Here is a 19,303-nt window from a genome sequence, read left to right on the forward strand (position 1 = left end):
TAACGTACGAGAATATCTCGTGGTTAGACGGGTTTTGCTTGTTTACATTCTACACAGGATTCTTTTCATGACAAAAGGGCTTTGTTTTTCTCATAGAACCGGGCATTGTGAGAAGATACACCCGCCATATCGGAAGCAGCAGGTTCCAGATACGTCTTGGCACTGTTGACTGCGAGCACCGCATCGTTAAAAGCACCAGCGATCAGCCTGACTTTGCTTCCATAGGTAATGAAATCACCTGCTCCGAATATACCCGGAATGTTGGTACGCATGCGCTGATCAACGGATACGCCGTAATCTTCCCGCGCCAGGCCCCATTGCACAAGATTGCCAAAATCACGATCATACCCATGACTTACGACGACTTCATCCACTTCAACATGTGTAATCTCACCATTCTCTACATGGGCCAGCTCAACACGATCTATTTTGTCACCTGCACCGTATAAGCGTGAGATGCTATATGGCGTCATGACGTTGGCTTGAGCTTTCATCTGAGCAACTGGCGACTCGTGTCCGGTAAATTCATGGCGTCTGTGTGCCACAATGACTTCACGGGCTATCTTGCCCATTTCATTCGCCCAATCGACTGCGGAATCGCCGCCACCCGAGATCAGAACACGCTTTCCGGCAAATCGGGACAGGTCGGTTATCGTATAGTGCAGATTTGTAAGTTCATATCGGTTGGCACCTTCAATAGCCAGCTTTTGCACCTGCGTCATACCTCTGCCAGCACATAACAGGATTGTGCGTGTGTAGTGACGTTCGCCTGTTTTGGAAATGAGTTCAAATACACCGTCCTCCCGTCGTTCCAGCTCGGCAATTTCCTGACCAAATACAATCGTTGGATCGAACGTTCTCGCTTGTCTTTCCAGTGATTCAATCAACTGCTCACATCGAATCGGGTCAACCCCGCCCACATCCCAGATCAGCTTCTCCGGGTACGTACGCATGAATCCACCCAGTTCCTGTTTGGCTTCAATGATTTTGGTACGCATGGCTCTCATGCCACTATAAAAGGAGGCGTACATTCCAGCAGGTCCCCCACCAACGATGGTAATATCATAAATATCCAGTTGAGGCTCTACAGTCATCTATGGCACCAACTTTTCAACAACGTAGTCCATTAACTTCACAGAACCAATTGGACCAACACCGGATACAAATTCACTCGTTTTCAACGGGAAGACATGATCATTCTTTACAGCCTCCAGATTCGCCCACACCTGGCTTGCTTTCAGATCTTCCATAGATTTCTTCGTGTCATACCCTACGAGGGTTCTGTCTTCCAGGAAAATATAATCCGGATTCATCTCAGGCAAGAATTCAAGCGAGAACTGGCTAAACCAATCTGTAGAGTCTTTGATAGCTTCAGGACTATTCAGGCCCAAGATATCATAGAAGAAAACACTGCTGCTTCCTCCTTTGGGACCCATGAAACGGTAACGATTGTGCTCTACCCGGAGAACCAATACTGTCTTGTCTCCAAGGGCTGCTGCAATTTTTTCTTTCGCTTGTGCTGCTTTCTCGTCGAATTCAGCCAGTACTTTGGCAGATTCTTCGGTCTTGTCGAATATGACTGCCAGCTTCGGCATAGCACGCTTCATTTCACTGTTGGCATCCAGTGCCACCGTTGGAGCAATTTTGGACAACTCGTCATATACGCCCTGTTCCATACCTTCACCTGCTGTAAGGATCATATCCGGTGACAATGCTAGCAATTGCTCATAGTTATATTGATACTGCTCGACTTCGATGACCTGAACTCCGTGTTCTTTAAAATAAGCAGGACGGTATTCCGCTTCGACTTCCGGAGTTAACAACACGATTTGGGGTGTAACACCCATCTCAATTAGATACTCGGCATAGATCGAATCGAACACAATTAAATTTTGAGGATTGGCAGGAATCGTTACTTCTCCAAACTGATCCTGTACCACTTTAGTTCCGCTGGCATTCCCTGCTTCTTCCGTTGTCCCTGCTGCGCCTTCCGTCTGCGTCTCTGTTGTTCCAGTTGCTGTATTTTCTTCTTTGGCTCCACCGGAACATGCCGCCAGCAGTACACTGATTACCAACAGCATGATGCCAAACCCTTTGAATCTTCGTGACATGATATACTTCGCCCCTTAATTATGTTGATAATGATAATTATTATCAAATAGTATCAAATAAGAAGTGTGCCTTCCATAGCATATCGTGCGTATTCAATTGGATTATTGTGCTCACACAGGATTGGTTTCTGTAAGATTGCGAATAATCTGATTTAAGATCAAGGTATGTCCCGTAATACCATGACCGTCCACCCACAGATGAGTATCAACGTAATACACCCGGTTATTCTTCACAGCCTTCAGGTCGTTCCATAGCGGACTCTCCCATAGTTTCGTCATATTTTCTTCAGCACTAAAATGCTGCATGATCCGCTTCTCCACAAACAGATAATCGGGATTGGCTTGTGCCAACAGATCAAGTGAACAAGGATTAAACCAGGCTGTACCTGATTGCAGCGCTTGCGGCAATGCTAATCCAAGCTGTTCATATAACAATTGAGAAGCACCGTGTGAGTGCCCACCCAAGTAACGATAGCCAAATGCTTCTACCCGCAGCAACATCACTGTGGAAGCAGATTGAATGATATGTTGCAACTGTTGCTTCGCTACGCGGACCTCGTGTTTCATCTGCTGATGCAATCTATGAGCCTTTTCTTCTTTGAAAAACCAGGCTGCCAATTGATGGAGCAACGGCTCTACATCTGGATGAAGTCCCGTCAGAATTGGTGCAATCGTGCGCAGCTCTCTTTTGACTTCTTCCGTTAATACGTTCCCAATCATGATCTCCGGTTGAACTTGTCGAACAAGATCTATCTCCACCTCATACTGTGCAACCTCCAGCATTTGCACTCCATACGCTATAAATTGTTCTCGATGATGTGGGGACAACAGGATTGGAGTGACCACTACGGCATGGGGGATAACACCGAGATGAATCATCATTTCTGCACAGATGGGAGACAGTGACACGATCTTGCGCCCGTTCATCGTCTGTCGATATCTTTTCGGTGATACGCCCGTCAATTGTTTGAAGCGTCGGCTAAAATAATGAGCATCTTCAAATCCAGATTTTTTGGCAATATCCTGTGAGGTTGCATCTGTTAATATCAATTCTTCCTGTGCACGATAGATCCGGTAGTGGGCCAGATAATCCAGAGGTGGCTTACCATATCGCTCGCTAAATTTGCGGGAGTAATGCCATGGACTAATTCCGGCAATCTGAGCTAACTGCATACGTGTAATCACCTGATCATAATGCTGCTGCATGTAGTCAATGGAACGCAGTATGCCGTGCTCTGGCTTCCGTTTGTTGTCCTCTGGCTTCCGGTACAGATTTTTTAATAATGCATATAACAAATGCTGGTGCCCAACCCCTCCTGCACTCTGTTCCTGTGTATCCTCTTCACTCCAATGCTGAATGATACTTGCCAGACTTCCACCCGACAGTTGTACCTTCTGATACGCCTCTCCTGACGGTACATGCCATTCGAACTTCTCTGCTTCCCGTCGCTCATGCAGGACCGAATATGTATCGAACTGAACATGCCATCCTGCCAGATCCAGATTGCCACCTTCAACGACCTCCATTACGGAGTTCTCTTCGAGCGCAATTAATTCTCCATAGGAGACGTGAACTCGGTGTCCATTTATATTCCAGATCGCTTTTCCATCAATGATAAATATCAAGGTGTGACTGAAAAAGTGATGCAGCTCGCCTTTCGTTATCCATGCGTTGCTTATTGCATTCGTTGACTTCCATTGAGCAATCCATTCCATGTTATCAGACATAGGTTATCCTTTCAGAGGGATTGATCATCCAGATTTATAGGTTTCACTATATCAAAATACATTACAACTCCATAACCAACAAGCTATGGCATGAATAAAATGGAGGAAAGCTATTATACATCTCATACTTACATTAATCAGAAAACACACACAACAAAAAAGCCCGTACCATCAGGTACAGGCTCTTTCTTACAACCTTAATGCTAATTTTTTCAACACTATGTTCTACGTATTACTCGATGCTGGCTTTCGGTGCTACCTTTCCCCGTTTTTGTCCTTTTCCTGCCATCCAATACGTCAGTCCACCTGAAACACCGAAAGCAATAACCACACCAATACAGGTGTGTAACAGATTCAGACTGCCCTCTTCGATGAAGAGCGGGAGGCTGACCAAGCTCGGATTCCCCACCATAGCGAATGCCTTGACAGATAACAATCCGAAATATAGTCCACCCGTAGCTCCACCCAGCAATGCCGCGTAGAAAGAGGATCTCTTTCTCATGTTGACCGCATACAATGCCGGCTCTACGACTCCAAGTAGGGCTGTTCCCGTTGCCCAGAAAGCAAGTCTTCTGGATGCTGGCTCTTTCGAGCGAATTCCGTTTGCAAGCGCGGCCCCCGCTTGTCCAACAATCGCCACTAACATGGCAGCAATCACCATCGAACCACCATTCATAACCATTTCATTAATTAGAATGGCAATCAGCCAGTAGTGTAATCCCATAATTAACATCAGTGAGAAGACTGCTCCCAGTAACATCACCGTCAACACTGGAACATTAGCTAACAGTGAATCCAATGCCTCCGGTAGATATTCATCGATCCAGGTACCGATAGGACCAAATATCATGAATACCAGTGGAACCAGGATCAATAACGTCAGGAACGGAGCAACAATCCCTTTGGAGAATTTTGGACTTATTCGTTGAACGGCTCTTTCCAGATAGGACGCGACACAGATCGTTAGAATAACCCAGATGGCAGTCGTGTAAAAAGCAGGCTGGGACACGAGTGGCAAGCCCAGGAAATGAACCTCTTGTTCACCTGACATCATCATGGTCATCTCCGGATGGAACATCAATCCGCCAATAGATGCAGCAACATAGATATTGCTCTTCAACCGGTACGCTGTGCTGATGGCTACCAATACAGGCAGTAGATAAACAACACTGTCTCCAATGATCCTGAATATCGTAAAGGTCTGACTGTCCATCAATGCAGAAGAATCCGTTGAACCGTACGTATCCATTAGAGTAATAATAGCGAGCAGTATCTTAATAACAGCGGCTCCGAGAATCGCAGGAATCAAGGGCCTAAACACATCGGAAACAAAGTGTAAGATCGAAAATCTGTTCTTCTTCCCGTGTCCTGCTTCCTGTAATATTGTTCCTTCCATTTCCCCAACGCCCATACCCAGTAACGTGTTGTAGATCAGGACAGATTCATCCTTTATTGCCAGATGGCACTGCTCACCCGTTACCCGAATATCTGCCTCATAACCAATGGAAGCCAAAATCGACATGTTCAATCGGCTACTGTCCTTCAGTATCAACATCGTTGTACCCTTATCGTGCTCTACAAGCTTGATGTTCTCCGCGCCACCTGTGAATTTTAACCAATCTTCAACTTGCTTCTCATGCATTATGTACAATCTCCTCATGTTACGGTAAACCCGTGTTTTGTGATGTGTTCGATCTAATATGCCTCTATCTATATACACATTTCCACGAAAAAACTTCAATAGGATAATAAAACTAATTTTCCTTACATTGCATGTTCATTTATACAAGGTAAATGGACCTATGACATCGTTTATGTAGCAAAAAAGCCTGCACAAACGCAGGCTCTAACACATCTTCTATAGGTTACATTTATCCACTTATGACAATGCCAACATCGCGTTCATATCTTCTTCTGCCGTTGTAATTAACTTCAGACCGAACATATCCACGAGTACATCCAGGACACCTTCTGATATGAACTCAGGTGGTTTTGGTCCGATCCGAATGTCCTGAATGCCGAGGCTGAACAGGCCAAGCAGGATGGCTACTGCTTTTTGCTCAAACCAGGACAGCACAATGCTGACAGGCAACTCGTTCACGGTACAGCCAAAAGCATCCGCCAATGCCATTGCAATCTTCACGGTGGAACCGGAATTATTGCATTGTCCCAGGTCGATATAACGCGGTATGCCCGTGTCTCCAACCGTACCATAATCCACATCATTGAAGCGGAACTTGCCACAAGAGGTCGTCAGTATAACGGTATCATTCGGCAACGATGTAGCGAGTTCACGGTAGTAATTTCCGCCTTTGCCTGGCGCATCACAGCCCGCGATCACGAAGAATCGACGGATATGACCGTCTTTTACCGCCTGAATAATTTCGGGCGCAAGTCCGATGACCGTCTCATGATGGTATCCTGTCGTTAAGACTTGCTCGGATTGTACATCAGCCGCAGGCAGTGACAATGCGCGTTCAATTAGAGGTGAGAAGTCGTCATTCATAATTTTGGCAACACCCTCCAGACCCGCCACTTCATATGAGAAGAAGCGGTCTGCATATGTGCCTTTGATCGGCATAACACAGTTGGTCGTTGCGAGAATGGCACCCGGAAATTGTTCGAACAGTCTGCGCTGATCGTACCACGCTTTACCGATATTGCCCTTAAGATGGGCATATTTCTTCAGCGCCGGATAACCGTGCGCAGGTAACATTTCCGAGTGAGTATAGATGTTGATTCCTTTCCCTTCGGTTTGACGCAGCAACTCCTCCAGTGCATACAGATTATGCCCTGTCACCACGATGCACTGTCCTTCGATCTGGTTCTGACTAACCGTTATCGGTTGCGGTATACCAAAGCGGTCTGTGTGCGCACGATCCAGCACGTCCATGATGCGGATTGCTGCATTGCCGACTTTCATCGCCATCTCCAGATGCTCTTGAACATTAAAATTCGAATTCGTTAATGTCATATATAATGCCTCATGTGTAATCCGATCCACCTCAGGATCATGATATCCCAACTGGCGTGCATGAGTCGCATAAGCAGCAATCCCTTTTAACGCAAAGATCATCGTATCCTGCAAACTTGCGATCGTTTCATTTTTGCCGCATACCCCAACCACGGTACACCCGCCACTCGGCGTCTGTTCGCACTGATAACAAAACATATGGGTTCCCCTCCAAACTAGATTAAACACTGTTCGTTATGAAATAGCGTAACAGACCCCGATATGTCCATGTGTGATGGTGCACACAGTTTCTGATCCAACACCTATATATGGTTCTCTGAGACTATCATCCAATCCCTACCTTTCCTCTCAACATATCCTGTTGAATAGATCCATCTGTCATCCAGGCAGATTTGTCTTGTAAACAAAGGGGGAACATCATATGGATAAACCTGTTTCGATCTCTCGCACGTATCCTCGACTGGCCGTATACAGTGAAGAGAAGTTCAGGGGATTACGAAGAGTTTACCGTGGTAACCTGGGTATTGCTGATATCGACGCAGTCCTGACCGGGATTGAGAGTCTACGGTTCTTCTCTACGAATCCGAATGCCACGCTTGTATTGTTTGATCGGTCACGTTTTCGTGCTAATTTCGTTATTCTGCGGGGCAATCGCAATATTCGTGAACTGGACGACATCCTTAGAAGAGGAGATGTAGAATCGTTAATTGCTACGAATCAGCGGTTAACTTCAGCACAAGTCCGTAGAATTCAGCGTACTGGAAACCTGCCTCCAGGCTATCGTCTGATCTAAAATTCCTCTATGGTTCACACCACCATAAGTTTCATTCCAGTGATGCATGTTATGTCTCTGCATCACTGGAAATAATAACATTGGGAATGAAGCATATCTCGGCTCATTATGAAAAATACTGTGTACATAAGAAAAACTTCTGATCGAAGCACTATTGAGGGATATTCAGCTCCGCTGAAAACTTATAGATTTTATAATCATAAAAAATTATGGAAATGAAACGATTCTAGATTTTGTCCGTAAGGGTAATACACAGAGAAATCTAATATTCAAGGAGCTGGTCAATTGCAACACTATAGACACAGTGCAGAGGAAACCCTTCAGGATGTACAGAGCTCCTCTAAGGGACTCACAACCTCCGAAGCTGCCAAGAGACTTGAAACGGAAGGATATAATGAGTTAAAAGGTAAAGATGCAACGCCAGTCTGGAAACTGTTCCTCGAAAATTTCAAAGATCCTATGGTCATCGTGCTGCTGATTGCAGCCGCGGTACAGGTTGTACTTGGACACCTGATTGAATCGTTGATCATATTCCTGGTTATTTTGCTTAATGCCGTGATCAGTGTAGTGCAGACCAAAAAAGCCGAGAGTTCGCTTGATGCGTTAAAACAAATGTCTGCACCCGAGGCCAAGGTCATTCGTGACGGCCAGAAAAAGACCATTCCAGCAAGGGAACTCGTGCCTGGTGATATTGTTATGCTGGACGCAGGAGATTATGTTCCGGCCGACGGACGTATCTTGGAATCAGGCAGTCTGAAAATCAACGAAGGCATGCTTACCGGAGAATCCGAAGCTGCGGAAAAACACGCCGATGTCATCCCGGATGAAGCTCCTATTGGAGATCGCCGGAATATGGCCTTCAGTGGCTCACTGGTCGTATATGGACGCGGTATGCTCGTCATTACAGGTACGGCACTCAAAACCGAAATCGGAAAAATTGCTGAATTAATTGAAAATGCCGAAGCCAAGAACACGCCATTACAGCGCAAATTGGAATCTTTCAGCAAAAAACTGGGCTTTTTCATTCTTGGCTTGTCGATTCTCATCTTTGCCATTGAAGCCGGTCGCGTATGGTTAACCGAGGGTACGGAGAATATCGGACCATCCATCGTGAATGCACTGATGTTTGCGGTAGCCGTTGCGGTTGCTGCCATCCCTGAAGCACTCTCCTCCATTGTGACCATTGTATTGTCACTCGGAACGAATAAGATGGCCAAACAGCATGCGATCATTCGCAGACTGCCTGCCGTGGAAGCTCTCGGTTCTGCCAGCATCATCTGTACCGATAAAACAGGTACACTAACGCAGAACAAGATGACCGTTGTGGATTATTACATTCCCCATGGTACCAAGGATGAATTCCCCGATGATCCGGATCAGTGGTCGGAAGAGGAACGACGTTTGTTACATATTGCAGTGCTCTGCAATGATTCGAATATTAACCAGGAAGGCAAGGAACTGGGTGATCCTACCGAAGTGGCCCTCATTGCCTTCAGCAACCGGGTAAACAAGGATTACAACGAGATCCGTGACCAGTTCCCGCGTGAAGCCGAGCTTCCTTTTGACTCGGATCGAAAACTCATGAGTACGGTTCACACGTTTGAAGGACAGACGGCTTTGCTGACCAAAGGTGGTCCGGATGTGTTGTTCAGCCGCTGTAGCCATGTGTTTATTAACGGTGAAGTTCAGCCCCTGACACCTGAGATTCGTGCACAGTTTGAAGAAAAAAATGAAGCCTTCTCCAAACGGGCTTTCCGTGTGCTGGCCTATGCGTACAAAAAATTCGATGATAAAAACCAGGTCACCATTGATGACGAGCATGATCTGACGCTTGTTGGCCTGACAGCGATGATTGATCCACCGCGTGAAGCGGTGTACGGCTCTATTGAAGAGTCCAAAAAAGCGGGCATTCGCACCATCATGATTACCGGTGACCACAAAACGACGGCTCAGGCCATCGGTGTGGATATTGGCCTTGCCGAACCGGACGATCTCGCCATTACCGGAGCCGAACTGGACAAAATGTCTGATGAGGAGCTGGATAAACAACTCGAACACATCTCGGTCTACGCAAGGGTATCTCCCGAGAACAAAATTCGGATTGTTCGTGCATGGCAGCGCAAAGGAAAAGTTGCAGCCATGACTGGAGATGGAGTTAATGACGCACCAGCGCTGAAACAAGCTGACATCGGCGTAGCCATGGGCAGCGGAACAGATGTTGCCAAAGATGCGGCTGCCATGATTCTGACCGATGATAACTTTGTCTCCATCGTGAATGCGGTCAGTGTTGGGCGGATGGTATTTGATAATATCAAAAAAGCCATCGCATACCTGTTTGCCGGTAACCTCGGCGCCATTATTGCCATTTTGTTTGCCCTGATCGTCGGCTGGGTTAATCCGTTCACGGCCCTTCAACTGCTGTTCATTAATCTGGTGAATGACTCCCTGCCTGCCATTGCCCTGGGTACCGAGAAGGCCGAGCCGGATGTCATGCGGCGCAAACCGCGTGATATTAACGAAGGCATCTTTGCAGGCGGAACCCTGCAGGCTGTGATTACGCGTGGTGTCCTGATTGGTGCGGCTGTTATCGTATCCCAATATATCGGACTTGGCATCTCGGAGGAAATCAGTGTGGCTATGGCCTTTACAACCCTGATTCTGGCACGCAGTCTCCAGACTTTTGCAGCACGTTCCAACACACAGACCATCTTCCAGGTGGGCTTCACGACCAACAAATTGGTGCTTGGCTCGATCCTGGTATGTCTCTGTCTCTATGCAATCACACTGATCCCAGGTGTGCGCGGCGTCTTCGCCATCCCGGATACGTTTGGCTGGAATGAGTTCCTGATTGCAGGCGGACTCGCTCTTGTCGCCGTCATTCTGATGGATGTCATTAAGTGGATTCGCAATCGCGGTAAACAAGTTACTGCGGCATAAAAGTTATAGGACGTACCTCTTATACTAAAAAGTTTTATGCAGAAACAGGCGCCCTTCATCAGGGCGTCTGTTTGTTTACATTTTTTACACAGACAAGAGTACACTTTCGAGACATACTGTTGTTATCTAAGGCATCCTCGCAAAATATTTAAGCATTAAGTTGATATCTAAATACCAACCAACAGATGGAAAGGATAAGGATACATAATCCCCAGGATACCGATGGGATGGTCGCCGACCAGTTAAACTTTTCTTTCCCGTTTGAACCATTTGTTAATCCGGATGCTATTAAAGCCACTCCAATAATTAAGCCGATCTGGGCAAACAACAACAAAAATCCTTCTACCATGTAGATTACTCCCTCACATACTCCGCTATCGATTTGAACATCATTACGATTAATACATCTGTTGTCTGTACCTAGTTACCCCTGTTTGATGCCAAAAGCGATCCATCGTCCATCGACATCCTCGATCACAAATTCTTTGTTATTATAGTCTGTGTGAGTAAGGGCACGTACAATTTTTACATCTGCGTTGATCAATTCCTGCTGAAGATCTTCCTGGTTCTTGGTAATAAAATATGCGTCATATCCATAGCCATATAATTCTCTGTTGGGAATAACCTTCTGTCCGTTGCTTTGGGTCAAAATAATCTCGGTAAGATCACGATACAGACAGATATGAGGTTCCTCGGCATCGAGATATTCGACCATCCGAAAGCCCATCTTCTCTTCATAAAACTGCGCGGTTCGCCTCATATCAAGCGTCGCAAATACGCTGTGGGACATTAATAATGCATGAGTCATGGGTATAATCTCCTTCATTTTCAGCATGCTAATTACTCACATATCTAGTTACATAACCGCTGCTCCATCTGCTTATGTATGTTCAATGATCATTTTAGTTAAATTCAGGAAATTCGTCTATGGTTTTTTATTAATATTTATCTGTGCTCATCACATTCGAACGAATCAGTATGACATTATTGCCATATGATGAAATGGAGTGTAAAATGATATATTGCTTTTATACAAAATTTCCTTTGAGGTTCGATCCGAATTCATATTCATACCCAAGACAGGAATGGTTACGTGAAAGATAAAATTGTCATGCCACTCTGGACATGCTGCCTGTTCATCGTTGTGATGAATACCACCATGTTCAATGTTTCTTTGCCAGTCATTATTCATGATCTTCAGATTACATCAGATCTGGGGTCTTGGGTTATCTCAAGCTATTCGATTGGTTACGCTTTGTCGACGGTGATCTACAGTCGATTGTCAGACCGTATTCCGGTACGCAAACTGCTAACGGTTGGACTCCTGATCCTGGGATTATCTTCATTGCTGGGATTGTTCGCGCATAGCTTCGCGATCCTGTTGCTGACACGCATACTGCAATCTGCGGGTGCAGGGGTTATGGCCGGTCTGGGTCTCGTCATTGCGAGTCGTTACATCCCGGTGGAACGGCGCGGAGCTGCCATCGCGCTGATCTCATCAGGTAGTGCGATGGCTTTTGGACTGGGCCCCATTGTCGGCGGACTCATTAGTGAGTACTGGGGCTGGAATGGACTTTTTGCCATAACGGTGCTTGTCCTGCTCGCCCTGCCCGTATTGCTCTATTTCCTCCCCCGGGAAACGGTCAAAACAGATCAGCCGTTCGACTTCATTGGGGCTATATTAACCGTCATTAACGCCACTACACTTCTGGTAGCGATCACCCAGCAGTCCTGGTTATGGTTCGCCATAGGCGTTATCTCGCTTATTGCACACCTCTTGTATATCCGTAAAGCGAATCTGCCGTTTGTGAATCCACAAGTGTTCCGAACGCCGGGATATACCCGGCTAATCCTTATCGGATTCTGCGTGCTCGTCGTGAATCTGGGCAATCTGTTTTTGATGCCGCTTGTGCTCGCTGATCTGTATGGGCGCTCTTCGCTGGCCATTGGTTTGCTGATTGCTCCTGGGGCAATCGTTGCAGCATTCGGTACTCGTTTCGTCGGGCGCTGGATCGACCGTTATGGCAATATGCGATTCATGATCATCGGACACACCCTGCTCGCAGCGGTACTTGCCTTATTCATGCTCGGGCTTGATCAGTCCGCCTTGATCGTTACCAGTGGTTATCTCTTTTTCTCACCGGCACTCTCAGCCTCCATGGCTTCACTGAATAATGAAGCGTCACGAGTGCTACCCAAAGCGCAAATAGGTTCCGGTATGGGCATGCTACAACTGATTCAGTTCTTCGGTGGTTCAGTGTCTGTAGCGGTGTGTGGGCTACTGCTGCACAGCATTCCGGGAGTCTCAGTCGAGGAAGCTTATCATGTGGTATATGCTTGTCTGTTGTTCGTCTGCGTTGTCTCACTCGGGCTGACCGTCTGGCATAGCAGAGCATCACGCTCAGGCATTAAACAGCTTGCATCCGATAATTAAAAGTTCAACAGTAAGAGGCCCGCGCCAAGCGCGAGCCTCTTTTAGTTTGGAACAGAAATGCCGTTTTTTTAAAAGTGGATCACTCAATACAGCAGCCTGTTGACTATTTCCCGTCCAGTGCGAACTTCCAGGCCTCCATTACGCTAATTGGGGCTTTACTACTGCTCTCACCGCTGCCTTCCTGTGTCCAAAGTGGTGGATAATAGGCAAATACTTGTCCTGTCTGTAGCTGAGACATTTCTTCCTGCCAGCCTTTCCAGCGAAAGTTCTGATAGAACTGCTCCAGATCCCCATTTGCGAGCCAATTCATGAAACCTGAATATGTCAGTTCTGTCGATTCCCATTCGAGTGTATCCGGTGCAAAATAATAGACCTGTCCCGTGCGGCCATACTTGCCTGTATCCATTCCGAAGAAACCGCCTGCCGCATCATATGCGACGACCATCATGCCTTCCAGTACATCTACCCAAGGTTGCTCACTCACACCATTCCAACTGGTTAGACTCCCCGATGTACTGTCACCACCCGCACCAAGCAGCGTGATCCAGCCATGGTCAAGTACAATGCCTTCTGTCTCATAAGCAACAGCCCCCAAATAGGATTTGGTGCTTATTTGCAGACGATAGAGCGTATCCTCTCCAACCTCCTGCTTTGCTGGAACATACACATATGTATTTTGCCCGCTGTCCAGGAGTTCCTTGAGTTCTTCCCATGCGTGATTCTCCCGATCTACTAATTCAGCTATCGTTAATGTATTCATGAGCACTCTCCTCGCTGATTTTATAAGAGCATATCATGGCTTATTAACCCGTTCAAATCTGCTATAATCGATCTTCAAAGCTAAATGCAAGGGGGAAGCGATTTGACTCGCTTAGTTTTACTTATAATTCCGATTCTGATGGTGCTCGTATCCGGTTGTCAGAATCATACATCTGCCATGAAGGAACCCGTTTCTGTTCAAAAGTCTGATCCCCAGGTCATCCATTACATATCACCCCAAGGAAACGACTCGAATAAAGGAACGATTCAATCTCCTTGGAAAACGTTGCAGCACGCAGCCGACCACGCTTCGCCAGGAAGCACGATCTATTTGCGTGAAGGTGTCTATCATCAGAAAGTCAAAATCACCAAGAGCGGTAATTCTTCCGCTAATCCAACCCTATTTTCAAGTTATCCTCAGGAGCAGGTTATCATTGATGGTAAAGGTTTATCTGTCCGGGGCATTGAAGGGTTGATTGAAATTGAAAATGCCAGTTATATCACGATTCAGAATCTCGAAATTCGTAACTTTGCAACCACACTTGGGGGCCAAGTTCCAACCGGGATCTATGTCCACGGAGCAGGTGTGCATATTCAGCTGTTAGGCAACACCATACACGCGATTGCTAGTTACGCAACTCCTCAAGGTCCCGATTTGCGGGGCAGGGATGCCCACGGTATTGCCATCTATGGCACAGAGCACCCTCAAGCTTTACGCGATATCATCATCAAGGATAATGAATTGTATGATCTTACACTTGGTTCAAGCGAGTCACTCGCAGTCAACGGTAATGTTGATACCTTTGCCATCCAGGACAATATCATCCATGATTCAGACAATATTGGTATTGATCTGATCGGGTCCGAGGGTACGTCTGAGGATGATACATACGATCAGGCTCGGAACGGCATTGTACGAGGCAACGAAGTATACGATATTACGTCCAATAACAACCCCTCCTACGGAACAGACCTGCCCAATGATAGCAATTCGGCGGGCGGCATCTATGTGGATGGCGGGAAAGATCATATTATTGACCAAAACCGGGTATATCGGAGCGATATTGGAATTGAGATTGCCTCGGAGCATGCCGGACGTTCGACAAGCAACATTACGGTGAGGGATAACCTGATTTATTCCAACCGACTTACGGGCATTGCCATGGGTGGATATGACGAGGAACGGGGATCTACCGAGGAGAGTAAGATCATGTACAATACGCTGGTTGGGAATGATACGCTGGATGCAGGCAATGGACAGTTATTCATGCAATCACGGACGATGAACAATACGTTCATGCGTAACATTCTCGTATCGGGCAGCTCGGATGTGCTGATATACAACGAATATACTAGCAATACCGGCAATGTGTTTGACCATAATGTCTATTACTCACCGGGAGAACCGGAAGATGCTCTATGGATTTGGAAAAATAAAGCCTACTCCGGCATCGCCGCCTACATCAAGGGATCTGGTAACGATGCACACTCTATATATGTGAAACCGGCATTTATGGATGAGTCCAACGAAGATTTTCGTCTTCAGGCGAATTCTCCGGCGAACGCGTATGGTTATCTTGCACCACGGTAAAGTTAATCAGATACTACTACTCCAGTGGAATTAGCCCAGCCTATTTCACGCAAACAAAAGAGCCTGTGCATGAGGGGAATCATCTCCCTTATCATTGCACAGGCTTCTTATGGTTTTACTTTGATCCAATCCAACCCTTAACTTCTTACCATCTGCGCTGCATGTGTCACTCGGTTTCGTCCTCCGGTTTTGGAGGCATACAGGGCGTTGTCCGCTCTTTGGAACAAGGTCTGTTCCGTATCTTTCTCGACTACAGTGGCCGCACCAATACTCACGGTAATGTTATATTCGCCCCAGTCGGCTGAAGCAACCTGTGAACGATATCCCTCTGCGATGCCACTCGCTTGCTCCTCTTCACAATCCGAAAGGATGATGACAAATTCCTCTCCGCCGTAACGTGCCACCACATCCGTACCTCGTGATACCGATTGCAGCAGCCCCGCGAGATTGCCGAGCACCAAATCTCCGATCGGATGTCCGTACGTATCATTAATACTTTTGAAATGATCAATGTCCACAACCAGAAGAGAGAAATGACGTTGCTTCTCCTGGAATAGCAATAGTTTCTCAGCCATTTTCTCCTGAAAGAACCTGCGATTCTTCAGTCCTGTCAGTAGGTCGGTGGAAGCCAGTGTCTCCAACTGATCATTCACTTTCATTAGCGCCTGCTCTTTGATCTTGTATTCCTCGTGTAATCGTTCAAGCTCCTTATTCGCTTCTTGGGTCGCTTGATACAGCTCTTGCAGTTTGGTTTTGGTATGCAAAATATCCTTCTCATGTTCGATTCGCTTACGCATGACTACAACGACACAATCCACGACGCTTTCCCCATTACGGGTCTGACGAACTCCGTTAAGCAGCACGGGAACAGCCTGCTGGTCACGAGTACGGAACGTGAAATACATCTCGTCCACATGTCCATATAACTGGATGTAGGGATAGAAATACGTATGGAAAAATACCTTATTGCTCACCGACATGGTTGACTCAATATGTTGCCCTATCAACTCATCGCGTTCATATCCAAGCATCGTCAGAAAAGTTTGATTCATCGATTGTACAATGCCCGAATCAGAGATAGAGAAGTATCCACAGGGCGCTGAATCTAGTTGGGTATCCATCAATAACAGCCTTTCTTCCGAATTTTATGCGCTCGTCAAATAATTCTTAATCATTCGGATCGTTTCTTCCGGTTGACTTAGATGCGGATAATGTCCTTTGGCCGTCATCTGTTGCAACCTGCTATTTTTCAGATGAGCGTGTAAATAATCCCCTACCTCAACCGGGGCAATACTGTCCTCGGAACACTGAAGAATCAGGGTTGGTACAGTTGCCTGCTCCAGATCAATACGACAGTCAGATAAAAACGTCACTTCGGCAAATTGTCTCGCAATATGCGGATCTCTGGAACAGAAGCTTTTCTCCAACTCTTCCGTCAGATCTTTCCGTTCCGGATTGTTCATCACAATCGGTGCCAGATAACTTGCCCAGCCTATAAAATTCATCTGCATCATCTCAAGCAATTCATCGATATCATTCCGATCAAAACCTCCATAATAACTTGGAAGATCATTCACATAACGTGGGGAAGGCCCCAACATGACGATCTGTTTGAAATATTGGGGGTTCTGAATGGATGCCAGCATGCCGATCATACTGCTGACAGAATGCCCGACAAATATGGTATCTCTTAGTTCAAGTGCTTCCATAATTTCCAGCACATCCTGGGCGTATCCTTCAAGGTTGCTATATTTAACAGCATCATAATAGTTAATTTGAGATTCGCCAGATCCAACATAATCAAACAAAATTACACGATAGTTTTCGCTAAAAGCAGGGACGATGTAACGCCACATGTCCTGGTCACATCCAAAACCATGCGCAAATACAATCGTTTGGGTACCCGAGCCAAGCACTTTAACATTATTTCTGACAAGCACATCAATCGTCATTTCATATCACCTCTCTGAGGTAGTACTCTCTCGAATCATTTTATCTGATTATTATATCGGAAAATGTTGGGATATGGATTAAAAATTATTAATTACTTCTCTCATTCACAAATAAATCATGAACCATTGCTCGAAATACCCACTTTACAATCTGACTATCGTCAGGTAAACTCAGTTCAACATGTCGCGCGACAGAGATTACATTTACGGAGGAAAACCATGATGACTTCAACACACAGCCCAACTCCTCAGCAACTATGGGGAAGATCATTCATTTTTATCATGTTAGCCAACGCATTATTGTTCATGGCCTTTGAAATGCTGCTTCCCACCTTACCCTTATTCGTCTCAAGTCTGGGTGGAGAAGCATCCCAGATCGGGCTTGTTACTGGCATATTTATGTTCTCTGCCATCTTGATTCGCCCCTTCACATCTGTTTTGGCAGCTCGAATAGATAAAAAATATCTCTTGATTATCGGCATCACCATCTGCGCATTAATGACAGGTGCATACTACCTATCGTCAGGTATTTGGATGATTCTCGTATTCCGAGTGATCCATGGATTCGGATTTGGTTTGGCAACGACATATTTTGCGACGATTGCTACAGAAAACATACCCAGGGATCGCCGGGGAGAAGGCATGGGGTATTTCGGTGTAGGGGAAACCGTCGCCATATCCATTGGTCCGCTGATCGGCACCAGCCTGTTGTTTAAGTACGACTATCAGAGCCTGTTTATGGGAGGCATGTGCATTTTGCTGTTAGCACTCCTGATGACAGTGTTTGTATCCAGAAAACCGAAGACAGGAGTTAATAGCGAATCCACGCAAACCCATGTCCCTTCGGTGAAACTGATCGAAAAGAAAGTACTCTTCCCTTCCTTGTTGATTATGCTCGTTGGCGTTGCAGCCGGTTCAATCATGTCTTTCGTAGCTTTGTTCGCCGCCGAAAGAGGGTTTGAGAATATAGCCTGGTTTTTCTTTGTCATTGCCATCGCCAGCTTCGCCGTCCGACTATTCTCGGGGAAAATGTTTGATCGATTGGGACCAGGCTCCGTGTTGTTGCCTTCTGCCGTGTTTGCAATTGCAGGACTGTTGGTTCTAATTATCGCTCAGAATGATGTGCAATTCCTGATCGCTGGCGCGTTATACGGCTTTGGATTTGGTGCCATATTCCCGGCAATTCAGACCTGGTGTGTGAATCTTGTGGAGGAACATGAGCATGAGAATGCGATGGCTTCCTTCTTTAATTTCTTTGACCTCGGGATTGGCGGTGGTTCGTTAATTCTGGGCGTTGTGGCTTCTGCATTTTCCTATACGGTCGTGTATGCTATCTCTATAGGCATTTTTGTGGTATATATCTTGTTATATTTGGTATACTCCCAAAAACAGCAGAGGTATACAGCTCGCCAACTGGAGGTAGACATTGAGTAAAAAACGAATCAAGGAAATTGCCATTCAACATTTTAATCGTCTGGGTTACGAGGGGACCAAGATGGCGCAGATTGCCGAAGAGGCAGGCATTCGCAAGCAATCCCTGGCTTATCATTATTCATCCAAAAAAGCGTTATTGCTGGAGTTATATGAGGAAGTCGTGCAGGAGGAACAGCGGTTTGTACGCCAATTTTTCAGCGAGTCTGCTACCCAAACGCTGGATCAGCAGCTATATGCCTTTTTGCATGAACACAAAAATCGTTTCCTGACTCACCCTAACGTTGCTTTTATGTATATCCTGTCCTTTATCACACCGCTGGAGGTGCATGATTTTGTGCTCGCGCAGTATCGAACGTACCTCGGGACATTGAAGGAAGAGCTGGCAGCCGTATTTACCAGACATCCCGATATACGTCTGAGTCCGGAAGAAGCCACTGTAGCCTTTGTCACCGTGATGGATGGACTGGATGTACAGCTCGTGTATGAGACTCGGCAATCCTATGAACAAGCTTTGGCGATTACCTGGAATGTCTTCTGGTCAGGCATCCAGCGTTAACGGATCGATTACGATGAGACTACACCAATAAGAG

General features: G+C 46.2%; 16 protein-coding genes. 6 read left to right on the forward strand and 10 right to left on the reverse strand.

Annotated features, from left to right (window positions below; all coding sequences use genetic code 11):
* Nucleotides 1-65: 65 nt before the first annotated feature.
* The 5 genes from FS628_RS16475 to hcp form a co-directional block, all read right to left on the reverse strand.
* Nucleotides 66-1,094, reverse strand: a complete 1,029-nt coding sequence (locus FS628_RS16475; RefSeq protein WP_145323524.1) for an NAD(P)/FAD-dependent oxidoreductase — start codon at nucleotides 1,092-1,094, stop codon at nucleotides 66-68.
* Entirely contained in the window at nucleotides 1,095-2,111 is a 1,017-nt protein-coding gene (locus FS628_RS16480; RefSeq protein WP_145323526.1) for an ABC transporter substrate-binding protein, read from the reverse strand. It abuts the gene before it with no gap.
* 111 nt (nucleotides 2,112-2,222) lie between these two features.
* Nucleotides 2,223-3,839, reverse strand: coding sequence for a helix-turn-helix domain-containing protein (locus FS628_RS16485; RefSeq protein WP_145323528.1), 1,617 nt, complete (start codon nucleotides 3,837-3,839; stop codon nucleotides 2,223-2,225).
* 232 nt (nucleotides 3,840-4,071) lie between these two features.
* Entirely contained in the window at nucleotides 4,072-5,481 is a 1,410-nt protein-coding gene (locus tag FS628_RS16490) for a PTS transporter subunit EIIC (RefSeq protein WP_186327830.1), read from the reverse strand.
* A 237-nt stretch (nucleotides 5,482-5,718) separates the two neighbouring features.
* Nucleotides 5,719-7,011 (reverse strand): hydroxylamine reductase, encoded by a 1,293-nt coding sequence (gene hcp / locus FS628_RS16495; protein ID WP_145323532.1) that lies wholly within the window; start codon nucleotides 7,009-7,011, stop codon nucleotides 5,719-5,721.
* A 223-nt stretch (nucleotides 7,012-7,234) separates the two neighbouring features.
* Between hcp and FS628_RS16500 the strand changes: the two genes are divergently transcribed.
* Nucleotides 7,235-7,606 carry a hypothetical protein gene (locus tag FS628_RS16500; protein ID WP_145323534.1) on the forward strand — a complete coding sequence of 124 codons (372 nt, stop codon included), beginning with the start codon at nucleotides 7,235-7,237 and terminating at the stop codon, nucleotides 7,604-7,606.
* Nucleotides 7,607-7,891: 285 nt separating this feature from the next.
* Nucleotides 7,892-10,543, forward strand: a complete 2,652-nt coding sequence (locus FS628_RS16505) for a cation-translocating P-type ATPase (protein ID WP_145323536.1) — start codon at nucleotides 7,892-7,894, stop codon at nucleotides 10,541-10,543.
* Nucleotides 10,544-10,691: 148 nt separating this feature from the next.
* On the opposite strand, the gene FS628_RS16510 is transcribed toward FS628_RS16505, so the two are convergent.
* Both FS628_RS16510 and FS628_RS16515 read right to left on the reverse strand, forming a co-directional pair.
* Nucleotides 10,692-10,892 (reverse strand): hypothetical protein, encoded by a 201-nt coding sequence (locus tag FS628_RS16510; protein WP_145323538.1) that lies wholly within the window; start codon nucleotides 10,890-10,892, stop codon nucleotides 10,692-10,694.
* Nucleotides 10,893-10,967: 75 nt separating this feature from the next.
* The gene (locus tag FS628_RS16515; protein ID WP_186327831.1) at nucleotides 10,968-11,351 is read right to left on the reverse strand and encodes a VOC family protein; all 384 of its coding nucleotides are present in this window, start codon (nucleotides 11,349-11,351) and stop codon (nucleotides 10,968-10,970) included.
* Nucleotides 11,352-11,636: 285 nt separating this feature from the next.
* Here FS628_RS16515 and FS628_RS16520 point away from each other — a divergent pair, with 285 nt between their 5' ends.
* On the forward strand, nucleotides 11,637-12,977 hold the full coding sequence (locus FS628_RS16520; RefSeq protein ID WP_145323540.1) for an MFS transporter: 1,341 nt from the start codon (nucleotides 11,637-11,639) through the stop codon (nucleotides 12,975-12,977).
* Between the two features lie 103 nt (nucleotides 12,978-13,080).
* Here the strand turns inward: FS628_RS16520 and FS628_RS16525 are convergent, their stop codons facing one another.
* Nucleotides 13,081-13,737, reverse strand: a complete 657-nt coding sequence (locus FS628_RS16525) for a DUF2625 family protein (RefSeq protein WP_145323542.1) — start codon at nucleotides 13,735-13,737, stop codon at nucleotides 13,081-13,083.
* Nucleotides 13,738-13,914: 177 nt separating this feature from the next.
* Between FS628_RS16525 and FS628_RS16530 the strand changes: the two genes are divergently transcribed.
* On the forward strand, nucleotides 13,915-15,327 hold the full coding sequence (locus tag FS628_RS16530) for a right-handed parallel beta-helix repeat-containing protein (RefSeq protein WP_260871098.1): 1,413 nt from the start codon (nucleotides 13,915-13,917) through the stop codon (nucleotides 15,325-15,327).
* A 137-nt stretch (nucleotides 15,328-15,464) separates the two neighbouring features.
* Here FS628_RS16530 and FS628_RS16535 read toward each other — a convergent pair whose 3' ends face one another.
* On the reverse strand, nucleotides 15,465-16,448 hold the full coding sequence (locus FS628_RS16535) for a sensor domain-containing diguanylate cyclase (protein ID WP_145323546.1): 984 nt from the start codon (nucleotides 16,446-16,448) through the stop codon (nucleotides 15,465-15,467).
* 24 nt (nucleotides 16,449-16,472) lie between these two features.
* Nucleotides 16,473-17,279, reverse strand: coding sequence for an alpha/beta fold hydrolase (locus FS628_RS16540; protein ID WP_145323548.1), 807 nt, complete (start codon nucleotides 17,277-17,279; stop codon nucleotides 16,473-16,475).
* A 219-nt stretch (nucleotides 17,280-17,498) separates the two neighbouring features.
* Here FS628_RS16540 and FS628_RS16545 point away from each other — a divergent pair, with 219 nt between their 5' ends.
* On the forward strand, nucleotides 17,499-18,713 hold the full coding sequence (locus FS628_RS16545; protein ID WP_145323550.1) for an MFS transporter: 1,215 nt from the start codon (nucleotides 17,499-17,501) through the stop codon (nucleotides 18,711-18,713).
* Nucleotides 18,706-19,269 (forward strand): TetR/AcrR family transcriptional regulator, encoded by a 564-nt coding sequence (locus FS628_RS16550; protein ID WP_145323552.1) that lies wholly within the window; start codon nucleotides 18,706-18,708, stop codon nucleotides 19,267-19,269. Before FS628_RS16545 ends, FS628_RS16550 begins: the two co-directional genes overlap by 8 nt.
* Nucleotides 19,270-19,303: the final 34 nt, after the last annotated feature.

The sequence above is a fragment of the Paenibacillus xylanexedens genome, assembly GCF_007676705.1.
GTDB lineage: Bacteria > Bacillota > Bacilli > Paenibacillales > Paenibacillaceae > Paenibacillus > Paenibacillus xylanexedens_C.